Origin of the sequence: Tetragenococcus koreensis (assembly GCF_003795145.1) — a bacterium.
In the GTDB taxonomy this organism is placed as follows: domain Bacteria; phylum Bacillota; class Bacilli; order Lactobacillales; family Enterococcaceae; genus Tetragenococcus; species Tetragenococcus koreensis.
The window spans coordinates 1,724,389-1,744,138 of the sequence record NZ_CP027786.1; the positions used below are offsets into that span (position 1 = coordinate 1,724,389).

The 19,750-nt window shown below is 36.8% G+C and carries 18 protein-coding genes, 2 pseudogenes, 1 riboswitch and 1 other annotated feature; of the genes and pseudogenes, 4 read left to right on the forward strand and 16 right to left on the reverse strand.

All coding sequences use genetic code 11. The features are described from left to right. Positions 1-65 precede the first annotated feature (65 nt). Both C7K43_RS08240 and C7K43_RS08245 read right to left on the reverse strand, forming a co-directional pair. The gene (locus tag C7K43_RS08240; protein ID WP_124006432.1) at positions 66-905 is read right to left on the reverse strand and encodes a MetQ/NlpA family ABC transporter substrate-binding protein; all 840 of its coding nucleotides are present in this window, start codon (positions 903-905) and stop codon (positions 66-68) included. 69 nt (positions 906-974) lie between these two features. Beyond that, positions 975-1,202: a binding site (T-box leader), on the reverse strand. A 110-nt stretch (positions 1,203-1,312) separates the two neighbouring features. Further along, the gene (locus tag C7K43_RS08245) at positions 1,313-1,804 is read right to left on the reverse strand and encodes a CvpA family protein (protein WP_124006433.1); all 492 of its coding nucleotides are present in this window, start codon (positions 1,802-1,804) and stop codon (positions 1,313-1,315) included. 267 nt (positions 1,805-2,071) lie between these two features. On the opposite strand from C7K43_RS08245, the gene C7K43_RS08250 reads away from it, so the two are divergent. Then, positions 2,072-3,490, forward strand: a complete 1,419-nt coding sequence (locus C7K43_RS08250) for an ISLre2 family transposase (RefSeq protein WP_124005678.1) — start codon at positions 2,072-2,074, stop codon at positions 3,488-3,490. A gap of 299 nt (positions 3,491-3,789) precedes the next feature. Here C7K43_RS08250 and C7K43_RS08255 read toward each other — a convergent pair whose 3' ends face one another. The 8 genes and pseudogenes from C7K43_RS08255 to C7K43_RS08285 all read right to left on the reverse strand — a co-directional run. After that, the gene (locus C7K43_RS08255) at positions 3,790-4,218 is read right to left on the reverse strand and encodes a GNAT family N-acetyltransferase (protein WP_124006434.1); all 429 of its coding nucleotides are present in this window, start codon (positions 4,216-4,218) and stop codon (positions 3,790-3,792) included. Between the two features lie 42 nt (positions 4,219-4,260). Beyond that, a complete protein-coding gene (locus C7K43_RS08260) occupies positions 4,261-4,908 on the reverse strand; it encodes a uracil-DNA glycosylase (RefSeq protein ID WP_124006435.1) in 648 nt (215 codons plus the stop codon). Between the two features lie 19 nt (positions 4,909-4,927). Beyond that, a complete protein-coding gene (locus C7K43_RS13260) occupies positions 4,928-5,089 on the reverse strand; it encodes a glycine zipper domain-containing protein (RefSeq protein WP_168711997.1) in 162 nt (53 codons plus the stop codon). 649 nt (positions 5,090-5,738) lie between these two features. Then, on the reverse strand, positions 5,739-6,452 hold the full coding sequence (locus tag C7K43_RS08265) for a LysM peptidoglycan-binding domain-containing protein (protein ID WP_124006436.1): 714 nt from the start codon (positions 6,450-6,452) through the stop codon (positions 5,739-5,741). Positions 6,453-6,830: 378 nt separating this feature from the next. After that, a complete protein-coding gene (locus C7K43_RS08270) occupies positions 6,831-7,913 on the reverse strand; it encodes an ABC transporter permease (RefSeq protein ID WP_124006437.1) in 1,083 nt (360 codons plus the stop codon). Next, positions 7,914-9,182: an ABC transporter permease gene (locus C7K43_RS08275; protein WP_124006438.1), complete on the reverse strand. Its 1,269-nt coding sequence runs from the start codon at positions 9,180-9,182 to the stop codon at positions 7,914-7,916. Positions 9,183-9,197: 15 nt separating this feature from the next. Next, positions 9,198-10,130 carry an ABC transporter ATP-binding protein gene (locus C7K43_RS08280; RefSeq protein WP_124006439.1) on the reverse strand — a complete coding sequence of 311 codons (933 nt, stop codon included), beginning with the start codon at positions 10,128-10,130 and terminating at the stop codon, positions 9,198-9,200. A gap of 249 nt (positions 10,131-10,379) precedes the next feature. Continuing rightward, positions 10,380-11,033, reverse strand: a pseudogene (locus tag C7K43_RS08285) (isocitrate/isopropylmalate family dehydrogenase); the annotation flags it as partial. A 174-nt stretch (positions 11,034-11,207) separates the two neighbouring features. On the opposite strand from C7K43_RS08285, the pseudogene C7K43_RS13675 reads away from it, so the two are divergent. Further along, positions 11,208-12,564 (forward strand): annotated as a pseudogene (locus C7K43_RS13675) (IS4 family transposase). On the opposite strand, the gene C7K43_RS08295 reads toward C7K43_RS13675, so the two are convergent. The 4 genes from C7K43_RS08295 to C7K43_RS08310 form a co-directional block, all read right to left on the reverse strand. After that, on the reverse strand, positions 12,534-12,908 hold the full coding sequence (locus C7K43_RS08295) for an isocitrate/isopropylmalate family dehydrogenase (protein ID WP_226996640.1): 375 nt from the start codon (positions 12,906-12,908) through the stop codon (positions 12,534-12,536). The pseudogene C7K43_RS13675 and the gene C7K43_RS08295 overlap by 31 nt on opposite strands. A gap of 118 nt (positions 12,909-13,026) precedes the next feature. Then, positions 13,027-14,451, reverse strand: coding sequence for a DASS family sodium-coupled anion symporter (locus C7K43_RS08300; RefSeq protein WP_124006440.1), 1,425 nt, complete (start codon positions 14,449-14,451; stop codon positions 13,027-13,029). 115 nt (positions 14,452-14,566) lie between these two features. Then, positions 14,567-15,205, reverse strand: coding sequence for a response regulator (locus C7K43_RS08305; RefSeq protein ID WP_124006441.1), 639 nt, complete (start codon positions 15,203-15,205; stop codon positions 14,567-14,569). Continuing rightward, on the reverse strand, positions 15,198-16,064 hold the full coding sequence (locus tag C7K43_RS08310; RefSeq protein WP_157977742.1) for a sensor histidine kinase: 867 nt from the start codon (positions 16,062-16,064) through the stop codon (positions 15,198-15,200). Before C7K43_RS08310 ends, C7K43_RS08305 begins: the two co-directional genes overlap by 8 nt. 502 nt (positions 16,065-16,566) lie before the next feature. Continuing rightward, a riboswitch (FMN riboswitch) is annotated at positions 16,567-16,683 on the forward strand. A 130-nt stretch (positions 16,684-16,813) separates the two neighbouring features. On the opposite strand from C7K43_RS08310, the gene C7K43_RS08315 reads away from it, so the two are divergent. Both C7K43_RS08315 and C7K43_RS08320 read left to right on the forward strand, forming a co-directional pair. Continuing rightward, a complete protein-coding gene (locus C7K43_RS08315) occupies positions 16,814-17,416 on the forward strand; it encodes an ECF transporter S component (RefSeq protein ID WP_124006443.1) in 603 nt (200 codons plus the stop codon). Next, positions 17,416-17,871 carry a pyridoxamine 5'-phosphate oxidase family protein gene (locus C7K43_RS08320; RefSeq protein ID WP_124006444.1) on the forward strand — a complete coding sequence of 152 codons (456 nt, stop codon included), beginning with the start codon at positions 17,416-17,418 and terminating at the stop codon, positions 17,869-17,871. The genes C7K43_RS08315 and C7K43_RS08320 overlap by 1 nt, the downstream gene beginning before the upstream one ends. 404 nt (positions 17,872-18,275) lie before the next feature. On the opposite strand, the gene C7K43_RS13210 is transcribed toward C7K43_RS08320, so the two are convergent. Further along, entirely contained in the window at positions 18,276-18,428 is a 153-nt protein-coding gene (locus C7K43_RS13210; protein WP_157977743.1) for a hypothetical protein, read from the reverse strand. A gap of 478 nt (positions 18,429-18,906) precedes the next feature. After that, entirely contained in the window at positions 18,907-19,572 is a 666-nt protein-coding gene (locus tag C7K43_RS08325) for a transglycosylase family protein (protein WP_124006445.1), read from the reverse strand. Positions 19,573-19,750 lie beyond the last annotated feature (178 nt).

The window sequence follows — 19,750 nt, forward strand, 5'->3', positions numbered from 1 at the left end:
TAAAACCGCGGGAGGTTTCAATATGTCAAACAAGATAGGAATGGTTGAATTTTTTTAATCCATCTTTACCATACTGGTATACTTGATTTTTTTGTTGTGTCTGCAATAACTTCTTTGACTTCATCTGTCTGATAGTAATCCACGACCGTTTGATATAATTCGTTATCTGTTTCATCTTCACGAGCCGCGATCACGTTGTAATATGGTTGGGAAGACTCCGCTACTGGTTCCAAGAAAATTGCATCTTCTGTTGGTATAAAGTCGGCGTCGACTGCTACGTTATTATTGACGCAAGCAATGTCCACGTCCCCCAGCGCGCGAATTGTCTGATTCGCATCCAACTCTTCAAATTGCAGATTTTTTGGGTTATCAGTAATATCATTTGTAGTAGGCATATTCCCTTTGTCTTCATCCAATTCAATTAAATCTGCTTGCTGCAACAACAGTAAAGCTCGGCTTTCATTCGAGACATCATTAGGAATCGCCACTTTTGCGCCATCTTCCAGATCTTCTACATCTTCAATTTTGTCCGAAAAAATACCTAATGGATTTAACGTTGTATAAGCAATCGTTGTATTGTTAAACCCGCCTTCTTCGTTAACTTCATCCATAAAAATTTCCGTCAAAGAAGAATGCAGATCAATCGAGCCATCTTCCAAAGCCGTGATTGGTCCACGGTAATCGGTAAATGTGACAATTTCTAGATCAATATTTTCCTTCTCCTCCAATTCTTCTTGGACGTATTCCCAAGCTTCATTATTTTCACCTACGACGCCTAACCTGACTGTTTCTGGTTCTTCAGAATTACCACTTGCTGCGTCGCTTCCAGATCCACAAGCACTTAATAGAGCCACCGTCCCAATAGTTAAAAAACTTGCTACTACTTTTTTCCACCCTTTATTCATATCCATCTCCTCCTAATTTTTTTCTTTATATAAACAAAAAAAGCCCTTTTACCAACAATTTAATGTTGATAAAAGGACGAGTTATCGTGGTACCACCTTTGTTTAGAAGTTTCCTTCTCTTATTCCGACAAATTGTACTATCGGTGCCCTTTTTTAACGAATAGACTTAATCCGAAACTGTTTACTTATCAACAGTTTTTCTCAGAGACCATTTTCAACTCTTCCAACAGATCTTTTTCACCAACCAAGATCTCTCTAAATATTTTCCAAGTCTACTTTTCTCTTCGCAGAATTTTTGTATTTTTCTGAATGTTACCGGAATTAGATGAAACTGTCAAGTCCGCGATGAAAAAATTTTAGTTACATTGTCGCTTGTTATTTTTTTATAACTAATAGCACAAGCGTCCTCATAGTTCTTCTACTTTTTCAGAAAGCAGCGGTGTATCCTGAACAATCGTTTGTGCCAATGTCGAATCTGAAACTGCTTGTTGTACCGGAAAAATCGGAATAAACGCGACAAGATTTAGTAATATAAAAATAACTAAATATCCCTTTACAGCACCAAATGCGCCACCCAACCAACGATTCACCATACCTAACAAAGGTAAATTTGCTAAAAAGTCAAAAGCTGAGCCTACAATATTCCATAAGAATCTTATGCCGATAAACAAAATTAAAAAAGCAATGGCTTGATAATAAAAGTTTTCCACATTACCGCCACTTGAACCAAGATAAGGAATCCATCTTAAATATGGAGCAAAATTATCAAAATATAAATAAGCAGCAGCTAGTGCAACAATAAATCCTGTTAAATCAACAATTTGAAAAACTAAGCCTCTCCTTAAACCAGTAAAAAAGCCACTAACTAAAACAAGTAAAATAATCAATGTTAGTATCATCTTATTTTCTTCCTTTCGCAGATTGTAGTGAAATTATTTGTCACTCATTAAAAGTAAACTATCATTCTTTAACTTGTTAAAATAATAACTATCTATTACATTCACTATTCCCAACTGCATTTTTTGTTTCAATCTCTATTCTACATATGAATGTCAGTTCTATGTCCTAAGTGTAAAATTTATTGAGGTTATCCCTAGACGAATAAAAAAGAAACCGTTACTCTATTCATTGGGCTTACAGGCACTAATGAATAAAGGCGGTTTCTTATGGAATCTATTGTAACAGATTTAGTTGAAGTAATGAAGAAGGAAACGAATTTTTTAGCAAGGGAAAAAGCCATGATGGTCTTTTTTGCCCAACTCCTAGCGACGATAACACAACTTGCTTTTCAAATTCTCGATGAAGAAGTTTCGACCCAATGCAAGAAGGAAGGCTTTCAAGTGGATCGTAAAAGTGAACGAACGGTGACTTTTTTATTTGGCACCGTGACCTATGTTCGCCGCCGAATGAAAAATCAAGCCAATGAAATTCGTTATCCTTTGGATGAATTTCTAGGGATTCGAAAGAGCTTCCGTTATAGTTCTCTTGTGCTACGCAACGTTTCTCAATTGGGGTCCATCATGGTCTATCGTCACGTTTCCCAAGCGATTGATTGTTTGACTTCTTGGCGTATGAGCCACCAAAATGTGCAACAACTGGTGGTCAAAACCGGGGAACTGATTCAGACGCGAAGTACTCATGAAAGTCGCTACGACGGGATCATTTCTAAGAAAAAAGTGCCCTATTTATATTTAGAAGGCGACGGAGTGAAGATTGGCGGTCAGAAGAAGCAGTCGCTAGAAATCCATCGTTTTCAAGTATGTGAAGGGAGCCAGAAAGTCGGGAATCGCACGGAAATGATCGCCCCGCACTTTGTCAGTCATCTTAACCGACAACAAGCGCAAAAAGAAATAATGAACTATATTCAAGCGCATTATGATCTAACAAATACCGTTGTCGTTTCCAATAGTGATGGGGGTTCAGGCTATGAAAAAGCCGTGTTTGATGAACTTTCCTTAGGCTGTTTACGTCATGAACACTTTCGTGATCGGTATCATGTCCATCGGAAAATCAAAGAACGCCTGTCTTTTGTCCCACAACTTCAAAATCGGATGATCCAGGCGATTCAACATTATCATTGGCCAGAGGTCCAGCTTGTCTTAGATACCTCGGAAAGTTTGATCGAAGAAAAGGAAGCTGAAACCTTGGAACAATTACGCTTACTCCATCATTATCTTCAAAGAAATTGGCCGTATTTAAAACCTCGGAAAGCCCGAGGGATCATGGATTCCAAAGCTTGTATTGGCACAATCGAAAGCACCCATCGGAAGATGACCTACCGGATGAAGCGCCAAGGACGGTTGTGGACAAAAACGGGCGCGCAGGCCATGATTCGTGTCATTGATAGTTTAAGAAACCAAGAATTTGATGGTTGGTTGAACCAATATGAAGCTCTTCCTAACGACGTGGTCGCCCAGGAAAAGCGTTGGAAAGCCATGAAACGTTGGGTACAGAAAAAGCCTAACTTTCAAACGCATGAAGGGGCCTTGAAGGGGCAAATCGGCGAAGGAAAAGCCAAAAGTGCGCCCTTAGGCCAATTCGCCAAAGGGTTGGAGCAATTAATAACGACACCGAATTATATCTAATAAAAACTTGTTTTTGTTAGATATCATGAGGTCTAACCGAACGAACGTGAGGTAAAAAAATACAAAAGTGTCTGTCCCAAAGGTCATTTTTTATTCGACCTCAAAAAATTTGACACCTACTTCTATGTCAATTGCCTTGATTTTTTATGTTTTTTATAATGAATACAAGCATTATCTTAATACTTGCTGAATAATTTATATTTTTATTGAAATAGTAAAGCGATCTTAATTGCGCTTTATTTCACATAATTAACTATAAACTATTTTTCCGTCACTACTTTGGCCAGTAAAACAAATGGTCATTCCCACCATTTAATATAATTCGTTTGATCTTTTCGTTTTTGAAAGCCATGTTTTTCATAAAATTTCTGTGCATTTTCTCTTTCAAAGCCTGTCACCAAACGAATGCCCTCGCTTCCTTGATTTTTCGCCCAGTTTTGTCCAGCTTCTAATAATTGTGATGCTACACCTTGCTCTTGGTTCTTTGGTCGTACAGCTAAAGTCAAAATATTTTTCAAACTTTTGTGATAGGTGTTTTCATACTCTGCAAGATGAATATAACCGATCACTTGGTTTTCTTTTTCGTAAACAAAAATTCGATTGTTGGATAGCTGACGAATTACTTTTAATTTTTCCAGCGTTTCTTTTTCTGGAAAATCATAGCCTAAACTTTCTTTATTAATTTTTTGAATTGCTTTAGCGTCTTTTAACTCCATTGTCCGAATCACGTAGTTACCTCCTTGTTTTTAAATAAACTATCATGAAATCCTTTAATCAACTTTTTTTTGGATAAGTGTAGATAAATGATCCCAATCATCGTTAATTGTCTTTTCCAGCTTACGATTATAGAGAATGGCAGCAGGATGATAGATTGGATAAATGAAATAACTTTCTTCAGTTTCTTCGTAGGACTTATGGTTTTTTGACAGCTCATAAATCGGTTGTTGAAGAGTTTTACCATGATAATTAGAAATGGTGTAATGATTTCCCAATAATCGTTTTAACGCACTATTTCCCATTGCTACGATAATTTTAGGTTGCACAGTTTTTATTTCAAAGTCTAGTAGTGGAGCAAAAAGACGTATTTCCGTCTTATTTGGTGTACGATTCGGATAACTTTTCTTTATCTCACCCGTCTTTTTATTTTCTCTCTTCTTCACACTATAAGGTCGACTTCTAACGACACTTGTCATATAAATATCTTTTCTGTGAAGATTAATTCTCTCAAGAGCCTCATCTAAGCCTTTACCCGCTTGCCCACTAAAGGGAATTTGTGTTTTAATTTCTGTTTTGCCAGGAGCTTCAGCCACAAGCATAATTTCTGCATTTTCTGCCCCTCTACCTGGTAAAAATCCTTCTAATTGAAATTTTTGGGTTTGTTCCATAATTTCTTTTTTAAGTTCGCTCGGATATTCCATTTTAAATTACCCCTACAATTTATTTTTCACCTTTATTATTACGTTTTTTACTAACGTTGAATAGACTGCCAAATATCAGTCCTAATGCAATGCCTAAGCCAAGATTGTCAAATAAGATACCTAATGCAGCACCGATACCAAGTCCGATTCCAATTCCCATCCCTAAATCTTTATTCTTCATAAGATTCACTCCCTTGGTTGAGGTCTAATTTCTACAAGTTCTTTTGCTGTTTTACTATCTTTAGTATAACAGAAACTTATCTCAAACCAGTTTGCGAAAACTCCTTTGTATGTCAGAATATGGCCATTTCATATAATAATATAGCCATTTTTTGCTGTTGGTATTATTATATGAGGTAAAACCCTAACTGACTCTCCATATTTGAAAAAATGAGGATCGCACCTCAATCAAATTCTTTGAAAAGCGAAAAACAGAAAAAATATTTAATGAGAGTAACTGGCAAAAATTTATCCCACTAGTTGAAAGAAACAATGGTATAAAAAGAGAACAATCACATAAGAACGGCAAATTGGTGGTATAACTTACAAGTTGTCCCGCTAGTTTGTTAAAGTTATGTTCTTAAATTGAGAAAAAAGGATTAAAAAAAAATTTTGACTAAATTTATCACATAAGAAAGTGAAAATGATAGTATAAAAAAACAATTATCCCATAGAAATAGCAAACTAGTGGTATAACTTACGTTTTATCCCACTAGTTTATGAAAGTCATGGTATAATTCCAGCAAAGCGAGTCTCCTTCCGACGCGTAAAAAAGCCCTCATCTAAACAGACAAGGACCTTTTAAAATAGTCATTTATATTTTAGTGAAATTACCACCAGTTATTTGCACTTCTAAAGCTTACTGCTTGTTCCACAGAACCATAGCGATCGTTTGCGTAGTTAATCATACCTTTAGTTTGTTCTTCTACACTACCTGTGCCCCAAGATTCTTTTGTTTGACCTAATCCTTGATATCCGTTAGGGCTCACTGCGTCAGGTCTTCCGCCAGATTCTGGCATAACAATCGTATTCCACATTTCTTCGGTACCACCAGCTGCTAAGAATTGAGCCTTAGTAGAGCCATCATTAGAAACTTCAGCTTCAGCAGCTAATTCTTCTGCGTCTTCAGAAGCAGCTTGTTCTTCAGCATCTACTGTTTCTGGTTCTTCTGCTTCTTCTTGAACCGGCTGTTCTTCTACCACTGGTTCTTCAGAAACTTCTGGTTGCTCTTCAACTTGTTGTTCAGGTTGTTCTTGAACTTCTGGAGCTGGAGCTTCTTGTTGTACAGGCGCTTGTTCACTATTTCCGTCAGTTGGAATAGTTAATTCTTCGCCCACATAGATCAAGTTTTTATCTTTGATATCATTTGTTTCGGCAATTGGATCTACTAAGCTTTTATCTCCAACAAATTCCTTTGAAATTTTTCCTAATGTATCATTAGTTTGAATTGTATAAATTTCATCTGCATTTGCACTTGTTGTCCCAATTGCGAAAACAGTACCTGCTGTCAAAGCTGTTCCTAGTAATAATTTTTTAAGTTGCATGAATCAATACCTCCAAGATTTTTTAGCTATGTGGCTCATCCACGACTGTTAATTTACCACAAATTTGGGGGACGTGTGTTAAACGTAAATAACAATTCATTACATTTATAACGAAATGAAAACAAGTTGAAATATTTCAACGAGCAAATCCCCGCCAAATCAACATTTACCGGGGTTGAAAGTATTTAAATCGATCTCTTTAAGCAGTCCAAAAATTTCTATTTTTTGAGAAATTTTTCTTTACTTTAACGAAAACAGGGTATTTTTACTCATTTATAAAACTAAAAACAGTTAAATCCTTTAGTAAAGTTAAGTCTGAACCCTTTTTACATAAAAAAGCACCTCTAAGCCAATAAAATTAGCTAGAGATACTTTTCCTTATGCTTGTGTTGAACGTTCCATCAGATTGATACCAATCCCCATAAATAAGGTACCCATCAATAACAAAATGCCAACAGGTTGAAGAATATCTGTCAAAGTATATCCATTTATTATGACATCGATCATGCTCTGAATTGCATGTTTAAGAGGCATTAGTTCACCTAAAAACAATATAAATCGATTTTCTACTAAATCAATTGACCAAAAAGCTCCACCCAACATGGCCATAGAAGTCGCTATAAGTGGGATGACTACCTGTAATGACTGCGGCGACGGCACCACACTTATCAAAAAGATTCCTAATGAAACGATCGTAAAGGTAAATGACAATACAATAGCGATCATCGGCAGGTAATTTGTCCCCACATCAATCCCTAACATATTGGTTAGGATGAAAAAAGAAAGGATGATTTGCAAAAGCCCCACTAGAAAATAATGGAATAGATTTCCTAAATAGATCTGTGTTTTCTTAAGTGGCGACATGATCAAGCGATCCCAGGTTCCCGTTCGTTTTTCTCCTAAAAGATTTATTTGTAAAAATAAAATGGTAAAAATGGAAAAGTAAAATACCATTCCAATAAGCACAGTTAATTGAAACTCTGTATATGCTCTATCTAATCCGTCACCTGCCGATTCTTCAACTTCTATGAATTCTTCTACTTCAATGTCATTACGTGGAAATTCTTCTCTTACTTCTTCTAAACGATTATATTCACTAAATACTTGATGAACATGTTGATCAACGGCTTGTAAATTTTCACTTTCATGACCTACTAAGAAACGATAATTTTCTTCGTCTATTTCAAGAGCAAAGGGAATGTTATTCATACGAATATCTTCTTCCGCCGTTTCATAATCCGTTTCTTCAAAAACCATCGCTTCCTCTTTATTCAAACGATCGACCCATTCAGAGAATTCATCATTCGTTAAATTATTACTATACACGGGCACCTCCACAGAAGTAGTCATTTGAATACCGCCCATGAAGAAAACAAATAAAAATGTTAGTCCTGTAAACATCAGGATTAAAAATGGCCGTTTCATTAGCCTTTTCCATTGGAGCAAAAATACATTAAACATTTAATCTAGCCTCCTTTTAGGAAAAATGATAACGGCAATGACAAGACAAACGAGCGTAGCACCAATAACTCTGCCCATTATTGGAAGTACGTCTTGAAAACCAAACCCTTGAAAAACTTGCAAATATGAAGTCATTGCAGCCCCATTAGGCAGCCAATTCCCAATGCGTTGTAAAGTCTCCGAAAACTGATCTACTGGCGTTAAACTGCCACCAAGAAAAGCAAATATAGAAACGAATGAAGAAAAAAATCCTACAGTACTATTATCGTTTGCATATAAAGAGATAGATGTAAGTAAACTTGTTATACTTCCTATAACTAACGAATATAAGGCTGTTATATAAATGATATTCGTCCAAAAGTCGGCACCTTTGCCATCAAATATTCCAAAAAATAAGGTTGAAAAAGTAAACAAGATACTTAGCTGAACAAACGTAATTAATGTACCAGACACCATTTTACTACTCAAATAAGTTAATGGTTTAGTGCCCGACAGCATGATTCGCCCAAAGACATGTTGTTCTTTTTCTCTAAACGCCCTGCTCGCTAACGCTGGAGCAGTCGAAAGAGCAAACATTACGCCCATCCCAATTGTATAATATTGGAAAGCATCTACTGGTTCTTCTACAGAAAGTTGCGTTGTCTCTCCATAATCTCTTTTATCTTCTTCCAATTCAGCTTCGCCGTCTGTCGCAAGCGCAATGGACGTTTCTAAATTATATTCGTCGATAAAACTATGCACGACGCTTTGAAGAATACTCGAAGACATCACACCTTCACCTTGGCCTGCTACTTCTAATGTAGCCGATGGATCCTCATCAGAATAAATCGATTGCCATACCCCATAGCTGAACTCTTCTGGAATAGTGATATAGCCAGCTAGTTCATCTTCTTCCATCACTTCCTGAGCAGATTGAGCATCTTCAAACTCATGAACCACCATAAGATCTTCAAATTCTTCACCTTCCAATAGATCTATTAACATACTGGCTGGATCCGTCTCTTCAGCATTTGCTACAAGTTCTTCAACTGCCTCTTCTGGCATCCCCTCTTCTAGAAGATCATCTTCCAAACGTTTTAAATCCGCTGCAAAGTTTTGGTTGTTTATGACGCCTACATTAAAAGCAGATACGTTAAAATCACCCATTAGAATATTCCCCAAAGTAAATCCTAAGATAACAATCAAAATAAGAGGCATGAGCAAAAGCTCAATCAGATCACTTTTACTTTTGGAAAGTGATAAAAAATCTTTTTTTATTAAATTAAACATACTTTGCCACCCCTCCTAATCTCTCAGCTTACGTCCCGTTAGGTGTAGAAATACATCTTCTAACGTGGGCGTCTGAACATGGATGCCCAGAATTTTAACTTCAGTTTGCCTAGCATAATCAAATATTTCTCCGAGTAGCTGTTCTCCTTTTGCCGCAATCAAGTTATATCCCAAATCATCTTTCATAACTTGGTTTATTCCTTGTTGAGAAGATAATAAATCTGCGAACTCGTCTTTGGCTTCTTCCACTTGAATATTGATCGTTTCTTCATTAGATAAAATGCTTTTTAGCTCGCTTTTCGTACCCGAAGCGATCACATGTCCATCGTCCATAATGTATACTCGATCACACAGTTTTTCGACTTCTTCCATATAATGGCTGGTATACAAAATGGTGAGCCCTTCTTTACGATTCAATTTCCGTACCATATCTAATATATAGTTTCTAGATTGTGGATCGATCCCTACCGTCGGCTCATCCATAATCAAGATTTTAGGATTATGCATCAAGGCAACCGCCATATTGATCCGTCTTTTCATTCCTCCTGAATAATTCTCCACCGCTTCTTTTTGTCTATTTGTTAGACCGACCAGTTCTAGAATTTCTTGAATTTTGTCTTCTAACGTCTTATCGGATAATCCATAAACTTTTCCGAAGAATTGCATATTTTCATAAGCAGATAATTCTTCATATAAAGCAATCTCTTGAGGAACGACGCCTAAGTCTTTTCGTAATTCATCTGGATTTTTCAAGACGTCTTTTCCATTGTATTTAATCGATCCCTGGGTAGGCGGTAGCAAAGTCGATATCATGGAAATAGTAGTCGATTTACCGGCGCCATTAGGGCCAAGTAATCCTACTGACTCGCCATCTTCTAAGTAGAAATTCATATCTTCTACGGCTACTTTTTTCTTAAATTTTTTCTTCAAGTTTTGTACTTCTATCATTTTCATGCACTCCTTCTGGTTATTGTCTTTAACTAGGCTTCCTATTTACAGGTATCGGTTCAGCAATTTTGGAATCATACTAGAACCGTTTCTAAAAGACCTTCTGAATTATCATATGTATTTCAAGTGACTCATTCTTAAATTCTATTTTAATTATAAAAAACCAGAGACGGCTTGAATACTGTCTCTGGTCATTTATCAACATGACTTTTGTCACATTATGAAGTTTTCCAATCAAACTTAATGAAGCTATTGTTGTTGCACTTGTTCGATGACGGCTCGAGTAAATTGACTTGTGGTTGCTGTCCCTTTCAAATCGTGAGTGAAATTTTCCGGACTGCTTAATACAACGTCTAATGCATGACGAATGTTATTGCTTTCCTTTGTTTTATCTAAGTAATCTAACATCATACAACCCCCTAAAATGATAGCGGTAGGATTTGCTAGATTTTTGCCAGCAATATCTGGTGCAGAACCATGAACAGCTTCGAAAATAGCCATCTCATCACCTATATTTGCCCCCGGAACAAGTCCTAATCCACCAATGAGCCCGGCCATCTCATCGGATAAAATATCCCCATATAAATTTTCGGTTACCACGACGTCAAATTGATACGGATTAATGACCAATTGCATGGCCATATTGTCGACTAAGATTTCTTTGAATTCAATTGTTGGAAATTCAGCTGCAATTTCTCGTGCAATATCTAAAAATAAACCATCGGAAAGCTTCATAATATTTGCTTTTGTCACTACTGTTACACTTGAGCGATTATTTTCTTTAGCATACGCAAAAGCACGACGGATAATCCGCTCAGAAGATTTTCTGGTAATCACCTTTATGCTACGCATCTCATCTTCAGAAATTTTTTCTTCTATACCTGCATATAAATCTTCAGTATTTTCTCTAAATAACTCAAGTTTCGCACATGTAAAATGATATTAAACAACGGTCTTATCAACTCTTAGGTCGAAAAAAGTCCTGATATTGACTGCCTACCTTTTTATACAAAAAGAACTCCTTTTGTTTTATAATTGATTTAACCACAAACCAAAAACAAAGGAGTTCTTGCCTTTATGGTACACTTAAAAGCTATTAAAAATCAATTACCGAATGAAATAAAAGCCCTTTTTTCTGAATTAAAAGTCACGCAATTTTTAAAACAAGCCCATATGGAAAAGCAAAAAGGGTATTCGGTGGCTATTCTATTCACTTTTCTCTTTAGCCTCGTCTTTAAAGGAAAATCCTTAAACCAAGTTCTCAGTGGGCGGGAAAGCGACCAATACATGAAAAAAGATACCGTGTATCGATGGATGAACAATCCCCATAACAACTGGCGTCTGTTTTTACTTCGGTTTAGTGCGTCTGTCATCGAAAAGCTCCATTCTTTAACGGATACGAAAACCCATATTCGGACGTTGATCTTGGATGATTCGACGTTTTATCGTAATCGAAGCCAAGAGGTACCAGGCTTAGCTCGTCTTTGGGATCATGCGCTCAAACAAGGATACAAAGGGTATCGTATGCTTACTTTAGGGTTCTCCGATGGCTATTCTTTCATTCCGATTGATTTCGGGTTACTATCCGGTAAGAAAAAAGTGAACCAAACAATAGCAGAAAAAGATCAACGAACCGTAGGAGCCAAACGATTCAACGAATCAAGTCGTAAAATGCCCGAAGTGGCACTTGAGATGGTTCAACGCGCCTTGAACCAAGGGATTTACGCCACCCATGTGTTGATGGATAAATGGTTTACTTCCCTAAAATGATAGACCAATTACACGATATGGGATTCACACCATTGGGATGGTGAAAAATGGAAAAACCAAATACCTTTTTCATCAACGTTTATACAAGCTGGAAGAACTTTATGCCAAATCTACGAAAGAATATACACAAGAAGCGATTATTTCCTCGATTGTGGTGAAACCAAGCTCCGGCAAAAATCCCGTGAAAATCGTTTTTGTCAAAAATCACAATAAGAAAAGTGCTTGGTTGGCGATTATGACCGATGATCTGGATTTATCTTCCCAAGAAATGGTCAAAACATACTCGGCGAGATGGGACATCGAGACATTTTTTAAGGCATCGAAATCATTGCTTCATCTGACTAAAGAAACACAAACGCGACATTATCAAGCCTTAATTTGTCACACCACCATTGTGTTCACACGGTATATTTTATTAAGCTGGCAGCAGCGCTGTGCCAATGATGAGCGGACCTTAGGTGGCTTATTTTATGAACTGGGCGATCAAATAAAAGAACTCGATTGGTCCGCTGCTCTTATCGAATTAGTACATATTATTCAAGCGGTAAGCGAAGAATCAGGAAGCCAATTACAAGATTTTATTACAAGTCAACTCCAACACTGGGTGGATACTCTGCCCCGTTATATCAAGGCTTATCTCCCAGATTTGGTGTGCGAAACTTGAGTAAATAAGACTAAATCTAATTTTTCAAATAATGTTTCTAAGGTGCCAATAGATTGGACGGGACGGATGTTAGCATACAAATCATACTTTTTTCTTAAAGACACATTCACGCTACGAAATCCTTTACCTATAGGTGTGGTCATTGGTGCTTTCAAAGCAACTTTATTTTGTTCTAAACTTTCGTACACTTTATCTGGGATGAGCACGCCGGTTTCTTCATAAACCGCTTCGCCAGCACGGACGATATCCCAAGCAATACCTGCACCAGAAGCGTCAATAACATCCATAGCACTTTGTGCAATTTCTTCCCCAATTCCGTCTCCAGTTATCATTGTTACTTTCATTTTTTTGCCCCTTTCTTAAACATTACTATTTTTTACCACTAAACAACGCTTAAGAAAACATTGTTCTATCAGTTACACTAATTGCTGTCTAATTATGATATAGCACGATAACAGCTAGTTACATAAAGCCAATCAAACTAAGCCAGCCTGAACCAACAACCAACCAAATAAATAGGTAGATGATTCCCATAATAAAACATATTCTCCACCATTCATTCTGCGTAACATAACCTTCCCCAAAAAGCACAGCTGCAGGGCCACTAGCATAATGTGTGGTTGATCCACAAATATTGGTAATGTAGGCGAGCATCAAGGCAGCATATAGTGGCGGCGCACCAGAAGCTAAAGCGACTCCTAAAAATGCTGGATACATCGCTGTCACATGAGCCGTTAAGCTGGCAAAGAAATAATGCGTATAAAAGAAGGCTAGACAGAGTGTGATAAATATCGCTATCCAGCTCCAGCCAGTCACTGCTGTGGCAATTGCATCACTGAACCAAGGGATAAATCCTAGCTCGTTTAATTGCCCTGCCATCATAACTAAAATCGCAAACCAAATTAAAGTATTCCAAGCGCCTTTTTCTTGAGTAATATCGTTCCATTCCAAGATTTTCAATAATAGAAGTAAAGAAACAGCTATCAGCGCTACAGTTACTGCACTTAAGTCAATAAACTGTCCTGATACCCACAAGACAATAGCCAATACAAAAATCCATGTCATATTTTTCTCGTCAAAGGTCATCGGCCCCATTTCTTTTCGTTTTCCTTCAGCCCATTCGGGAGCGCCCGGCGTTTCTTTTATTTCTGGCGGGTAAATTTTAAATAAAATCAATGGGATAAGTATTAACGAAATCAGTCCCGGAGCTAAGGCTCCTAAAAACCAATTCATCCAAGTGATCTCAATGCCAAAACCAGCAGCTAACTCTTGTGCTAAGGGCTTAGTCGCACCCGCTGTTAGAAACATCGTAGCCACAATTGTATCGACATGATAAAGACAAGTGATTAAAAACGCGCCAATTTTCTTGCGAGTTCCATCATGTGGTCTTGAATCATATGTATCTGCCAAACCTTGAACGATCGGCAACATAACGCCTCCAGTTCGTGCAGTACTACTAGGAATAGCCGGTCCAACCACAATATTTACCCCTGATATAGCATACACAAGCCCTAGCGTTTTCTTGCCAAATATTTCTATTAATATATAGGCAATTCGAGTGCCTAATCCTGTTTTGATAATACCCTTGGACAAAAAGAACGCTAAAACAATTAACCAAACGCTAGTCCCCGAAAAAGCATCCAAGGCAGTCTCTGTGCTTAGCGGCCCCATAACTATCGTAATCGTTAAGCCGATTATTGCGACAGCGCCCATCGGCAATGGTTTTAAAATAATAGCTAAAATAGTTGCAATAAATATTGCTAACATATGCCATCCTTCAACTGGCACCTCTGCAGGTCTCCACGGGAAGAACCAGATAATGATTCCAATCAATATAGGAATGGATAAGTTAATAAAAAACTGTCTGTTAAATTTTGATTCTGCCATTTCTCAAACCTTCTTTCCCCTAACTTTATTAAGTTACCTAGCTATTTTTTTGCAACGTTAAAAACGTTCAAACATAGTTCATTGTTGATTGAATACAACTTTTTCATTTCATAATCTATCTTTTTAAATTACGTTCCAGTGAATAAATAGCTATTTGCGTACGATCCCGTAAATCCAGCTTATCTAAAATAATAGAAATTTGATTTTTTACCGTTCCTACGGACAAAAATAATTTTGCCGCAATTTCTTGATTATTCATTCCTTGTCCAATGCAAGCAATAATATCTAACTCTCGTTCTGTCAGTGATTCATTTATCTCTACTTTTTCTGTTTGGTCTTTCATCAAAGCAGGCATTACCTTTGCTGCGACATGGTCTTCAATAACCAATCCGCCTTCTAGTGCGCTTTTAATAGAACGGTTCAAAACTTCTGCGTCGCCATCCTTTAATAGGTAACCATTTGCTTTATATTTTAATGCTTCTAAAGCGTATTCTTCATCGTTAAATGTTGTTAGCATAAGAATAATCACATCCGGCCAACGTTCACGGATTTTCCGCCCTGCTTCTAACCCATTCATTTCAGGCATACGAATATCTAAAATGACCACATCAAAAGATTGCTTTTCACATAACTCTATTGCTTCTTTTCCATTGCTGGCTTCACCAGTCACCTGAAATTCTTCGTCTACCTCGATCATCAATTTTAATCCTTGACGAACCAGCGTTTGATCTTCAGCAAGTAAAATATTAGTCATCGTTTTTCACCTCCAAGGGAAATTGACCGATTAAATGAAGTTCTTCTCCTGACTGACTTACCGTCAATCTTCCACCAATTTCAGATAAACGTTCACGCATATTCGTCAATCCAAATCCTTCTGTAATCGTTACTTTTTCTTTCAAAGGATGGGTGACCTGGAAGCGTAAATCTCTTTGAGCAATAATTTGAAATTCTATAGCTGCTTGACGACTCAAACTATGCCGCATCATATTGGTCAGTGCTTCTTGAATCGAACGGTACAATGTAACTGATTGTTTGTTGGATAACACGATTCCCAAAACACCTGTTTTCATTGTGATGGCGACTCGAAGTTGACTCTCAGATTCTAATTTCCGTATCAATTGAATAACCGCTTGAATGCCAGCAGTGTCTTCTGTCTTAAACGTTTTTACTGCACTTCGTGTGTCTGCTAAACTATCTTGTGCAAGTGTTTTTAATTGCGCAAACGTTTTTTGGCTTTCACTGTCCTTTGCCTGCAATCTCGCTGCTTCAAGTTGCATCGTCAAAGCGGTCAAACGATGACCTACTGAATCGTGAATTTCTCTGGCGATTTGATTTCTTTCTTCTTGTCTAGTTACCTTTTCCAAGTCTCCCACCTGTCTCTTTGAAGAACGATATAAGCTATAAATTGACTCGTATTGATCTTTATACGTTTCGCTTTTAGCATCCGCTTGTTTCCAATTTATAATAGTAAAAGAAAAAAGGGCTGAACCTAGGAACGCGACAAAAGCCAGTAACCATTCTTGCTCAAGTATAGGTGCCAAAACTACGATAGCTGTTAGGTACAACAAATAAAGGTACAATGATCGGAAAGATAGATATAGACTTGCATACACGACGATGGTCCCTATTACCATCCAAAACAATAAAAAATGATCAAAAATAATTAAAACTAAAAGAGGTAATAATCCTAAATCGATTATTTTATAGGGATTTTTTAAAATCGGAATGAGGAAATAAAGAACAAAGAAAAACGCGCTAAAAAGAAAAAAATCACTTGCGACTCTTGTTGTATACGTTTCTAAAAACCATGCGGCTAACATTATAACCGAATTTATCCAAAAAAAGATTGTCCTTCCCTCCTCCTTTTAAAAACACTAATATGTACTATTTCTAGCCAAACTACAACGTTGTTTGATAAGCAATTTTTCTTTAAATGAGTGAACTAACAAACTACCTTTATCCATTTTATCAAACTTGTGGTATTTTTTCTCTCATTTTTTTGTTTGATCTGGTTGTCGTCCTATTAGCTTGCTAGCTTTGTTCGTTTTTCCTATAAATTCAATCCTAAAAAAACCTTGACTTTATTTGCAGTCCATGTGAAAATGTATACAAATAAACATTCTTCAGGGCAGGGTGTAATTCCCGACCGGCGGTAAAAGTCCGCGAACCTTACGAGGTTGATTCAGTGAAATTCTGAAACCGACAGTATAGTCTGGATGGAAGAAGGATGGATCAATAGTTTAGAGATTGGATAAGTACGATTTTTTGTGTTGTTCAATTTTTCTGGATCGATTGGTTTTTCTCAAGCCCTGCTGAATGTGCAAGGCTTTTTATTTTGCTAAAAAAGGAGAGAAATCATGATATGAAGAAAAATTCTGCCCAGAAAGTTGTCTTTGTCGCCGTTTTAGGAACCATTGCTTATTTATTGATGCTGCTGCGTTTCCCATTACCATTTATGCCGCCTTTTATGGATTTTGATTTATCAGGAATCCCGGAAATGATCGGCACATTCCTCTTAGGACCTAGTTCAGGTATTTTCATTGCTTTGCTTAAAAACCTATTGAAATTAGCAACAACCGGATCTAGTTCGATGTTTACCGGCGAAGCAATGAACTTTCTTTTGAGTGTCAGCTATTTGTTACCCGCTTGGTTATTTTATCGAAAACAAAAAACAAAAAAAGATGCTATTATTGGGATGATCATCGGTACATTCGTCGCAACAGTTGTAGCTTGTTTGGCCAATATCTACGTAATCCTTCCATTTTATGGGGAACTGTACAATTTACCGATGGATGAAATTGTTGCCATGACTGAATCCGTTAACCCTTACGTAAACAGTGTCTCTAGACTAGTTGTCATCGGCATCGCCCCCTTCAATCTTATAAAAAATGGGGTTACAACCATACTGATTGCCCTCTCCTTAGATCGTTTAAAGAAAATATTTAAAAGGCGGGTGAAAAGTTAATGGAATTCCAAGAAGCCGTAAATATTTGTTTCAAAAAACTCGGGGAAAAGAAAATCATGGCCTTAGCTAGTAGCGTGGAAGATCAAGTAATGATTCGCAATGTCAGCTGTATTATTAAAGATCGCCGGATATTCTTTAAAACCGACAGAAACTTTCGCAAGACAAAACAACTACTCACCAACCCTAATGTGGCCATCTGTTATAACGGCGTACAAATTGAAGGCACAGCACTTGTGCATGGAGCGGTTGTGCAACCAAAGAATCAATTTTTCCAAGAATTATACGAAGCCTATTGGAAGTATAGTTTCACTTCATACGCTCATAAAAAAGATGAAATTCTAGTTGAAATCTATCCGAAAGTCATCGAAATTTGGGATCAAGACGAACAAAATAATGGATTTCAGATTTTAATTGATATAAAGGGAAAGGATGCCAAAGTTTTTGAGTATGATTAATGATAGACATTGGGTATTCTCATAAACTACGAAACCTTCAACGTCCCAAATATAATTATCCCTGTTATAAATTAAGCTACTAAAAAAGTCGAAGTCCAATATTGGGTTTCGGCTTTTATTATGTATTAGAAAAAATAGCAAGTTCACACTCCAAGTATAGATAGGATCATCAAAATAATCCCCAAAATAGCTAATACGAACAAAAGACCATAAAAAAATTCAAGGTATTTAAACTTACCTTTTATTTTTTTTGCTTTTCTAAATTTAAAAAAGAAATATGCGTCTATAAACAAGAGCACAACAAATACGCCTAAAATTAGGAAATCAGGTAACATTAAGCATTAATACTCCTTTCATTTGCGTTATATTATAAAATATCACAAATAAACCTAGATACTTTTCACCTATTTTACTTTTCTATATAAATACCAATTGAACAAAAGCCCTGCTATCATAAGTGCTCCGCCGATCCAATTAAAGGTTTTGAACTGATACAACATAAATGCAGCAAAAATAATTAACGAAATAAAAATAATATCAACAAGTTTCTTAAACATTTAATGTCAACCCCTCCAAGCATCCATATTATGTTAGTCCACACGACGATTCACTCAAGCATATCATAATGACTGCTTTAAAAAAAAGACCGGGAAGTAATTTCCCAGTCTCAATTAGTGTCAACTTCTGTATCAACTATATGATAGTAAGCATAAGACGTCAGCAAGTATACAGAAAAATAGCCCTTATCCCAATAAGATAAGAACACTTCTAAAATTTACTGCTTTATCTACAAAATCAATACAGCAAGATATGTTTATAGTCTATTTAAAAAATATGCGTTCATAAAATTGTTAGTAACTTTGAGTGGAGCTCAATCCTTTGTTTAAGATATAAATAGATAAAATAAAGACACTTTCCTATTTTAGAAAGTGTCTTTATCTACATACTATCTTATTTGATGAAAAATATACTAGTTTTAAATTTAAGCAATGTGCTTAGTTATCAACTGCATTTTTCATTAAATTGATAGTAAGCTTATGCAGTTACCCATTGGCTAGCGCCAACTTCATTATATAATTTTTGAGCTGCTGCGTCTTGAACTTCTTCAGGTGCTTCTGCAGGAGAAGTACCTTGGTATTCAGGCGATACTACAGAGTCCCATGTAGGTTGTAAGAATTGATATTTACCTGCCGCACCTGATGATGGATTAATCGCACTAGTATCTCCACCAGATTCACGTTGAGCAATTTGTTTCAAATGATCGTTCACTTCAACTGATGAATCGCTAGAAGCTTCAGCTTCTGGAGCTGGTGCTTCTTCTTCAGCTGCTGGTTGTGCTTCTTCAACCGGTTGTTCTTGTGCTTCTGGTTGTTCTTCAACTGGCTCTTGTTGTTCAGGTTGTTCTTGAACTTCTGGAGCCGGAGCTGGTGCTTCTTGTTGTACAGGCGCTTGTTCACTATCGCCGTCAGTTGGAATAGTTAATTCTTCGCCTATATAGATCATGTTTTTATCTTTAATGTCATTTGCTTCGACAATCGAATCTACCAAGCTTTTATCTCCAACAAATTGTTTTGAAATTTTTGCTAATGTATCATCTGATTGAATTGTATAAATTTCATCCGCGTTTGCACTAGTCGTACCAATTGCAAAAACAGTACCTGCTGTTAATGCTGTTCCTAGTAATAGCTTCTTAAGTTTCATGAGTTAATACCTCCAAGATTTTTTAACTTATGTGGCTTTGCCAACCACGATAGTTAATTTAACATACATAGAGGCTTTGTGTGTTAAAGTGAAATAACAATTCATTACTTTTATGACAAAGCGAAAACATTTTGAAAAATTCAATTGTCCAATTCTAGTTAAAAAGCGACCAAAGCCC

What these genes read in the sequence shown, in the direction of transcription:
- C7K43_RS08265 (WP_124006436.1), bottom strand. Translation starts at nt 6,452, where the DNA reads ATGCAACTTAAAAAATTATTACTAGGAACAGCTTTGACAGCAGGTACT.
- C7K43_RS13210 (WP_157977743.1), bottom strand. Translation starts at nt 18,428, where the DNA reads ATGTTTAAGAAACTTGTTGATATTATTTTTATTTCGTTAATTATTTTT.
- C7K43_RS08280 (WP_124006439.1), bottom strand. Translation starts at nt 10,130, where the DNA reads ATGATAGAAGTACAAAACTTGAAGAAAAAATTTAAGAAAAAAGTAGCC.
- C7K43_RS13260 (WP_168711997.1), bottom strand. Translation starts at nt 5,089, where the DNA reads ATGAAGAATAAAGATTTAGGGATGGGAATTGGAATCGGACTTGGTATC.
- C7K43_RS08305 (WP_124006441.1), bottom strand. Translation starts at nt 15,205, where the DNA reads ATGACTAATATTTTACTTGCTGAAGATCAAACGCTGGTTCGTCAAGGA.
- C7K43_RS08275 (WP_124006438.1), bottom strand. Translation starts at nt 9,182, where the DNA reads ATGTTTAATTTAATAAAAAAAGATTTTTTATCACTTTCCAAAAGTAAA.
- C7K43_RS08250 (WP_124005678.1), top strand. Translation starts at nt 2,072, where the DNA reads ATGGAATCTATTGTAACAGATTTAGTTGAAGTAATGAAGAAGGAAACG.
- C7K43_RS08325 (WP_124006445.1), bottom strand. Translation starts at nt 19,572, where the DNA reads ATGAAACTTAAGAAGCTATTACTAGGAACAGCATTAACAGCAGGTACT.
- C7K43_RS08270 (WP_124006437.1), bottom strand. Translation starts at nt 7,913, where the DNA reads ATGTTTAATGTATTTTTGCTCCAATGGAAAAGGCTAATGAAACGGCCA.
- C7K43_RS08300 (WP_124006440.1), bottom strand. Translation starts at nt 14,451, where the DNA reads ATGGCAGAATCAAAATTTAACAGACAGTTTTTTATTAACTTATCCATT.
- C7K43_RS08320 (WP_124006444.1), top strand. Translation starts at nt 17,416, where the DNA reads ATGGAATTCCAAGAAGCCGTAAATATTTGTTTCAAAAAACTCGGGGAA.
- C7K43_RS08295 (WP_226996640.1), bottom strand. Translation starts at nt 12,908, where the DNA reads ATGAAAGTAACAATGATAACTGGAGACGGAATTGGGGAAGAAATTGCA.
- C7K43_RS08240 (WP_124006432.1), bottom strand. Translation starts at nt 905, where the DNA reads ATGAATAAAGGGTGGAAAAAAGTAGTAGCAAGTTTTTTAACTATTGGG.
- C7K43_RS08315 (WP_124006443.1), top strand. Translation starts at nt 16,814, where the DNA reads ATGAAGAAAAATTCTGCCCAGAAAGTTGTCTTTGTCGCCGTTTTAGGA.
- C7K43_RS08245 (WP_124006433.1), bottom strand. Translation starts at nt 1,804, where the DNA reads ATGATACTAACATTGATTATTTTACTTGTTTTAGTTAGTGGCTTTTTT.
- C7K43_RS08260 (WP_124006435.1), bottom strand. Translation starts at nt 4,908, where the DNA reads ATGGAATATCCGAGCGAACTTAAAAAAGAAATTATGGAACAAACCCAA.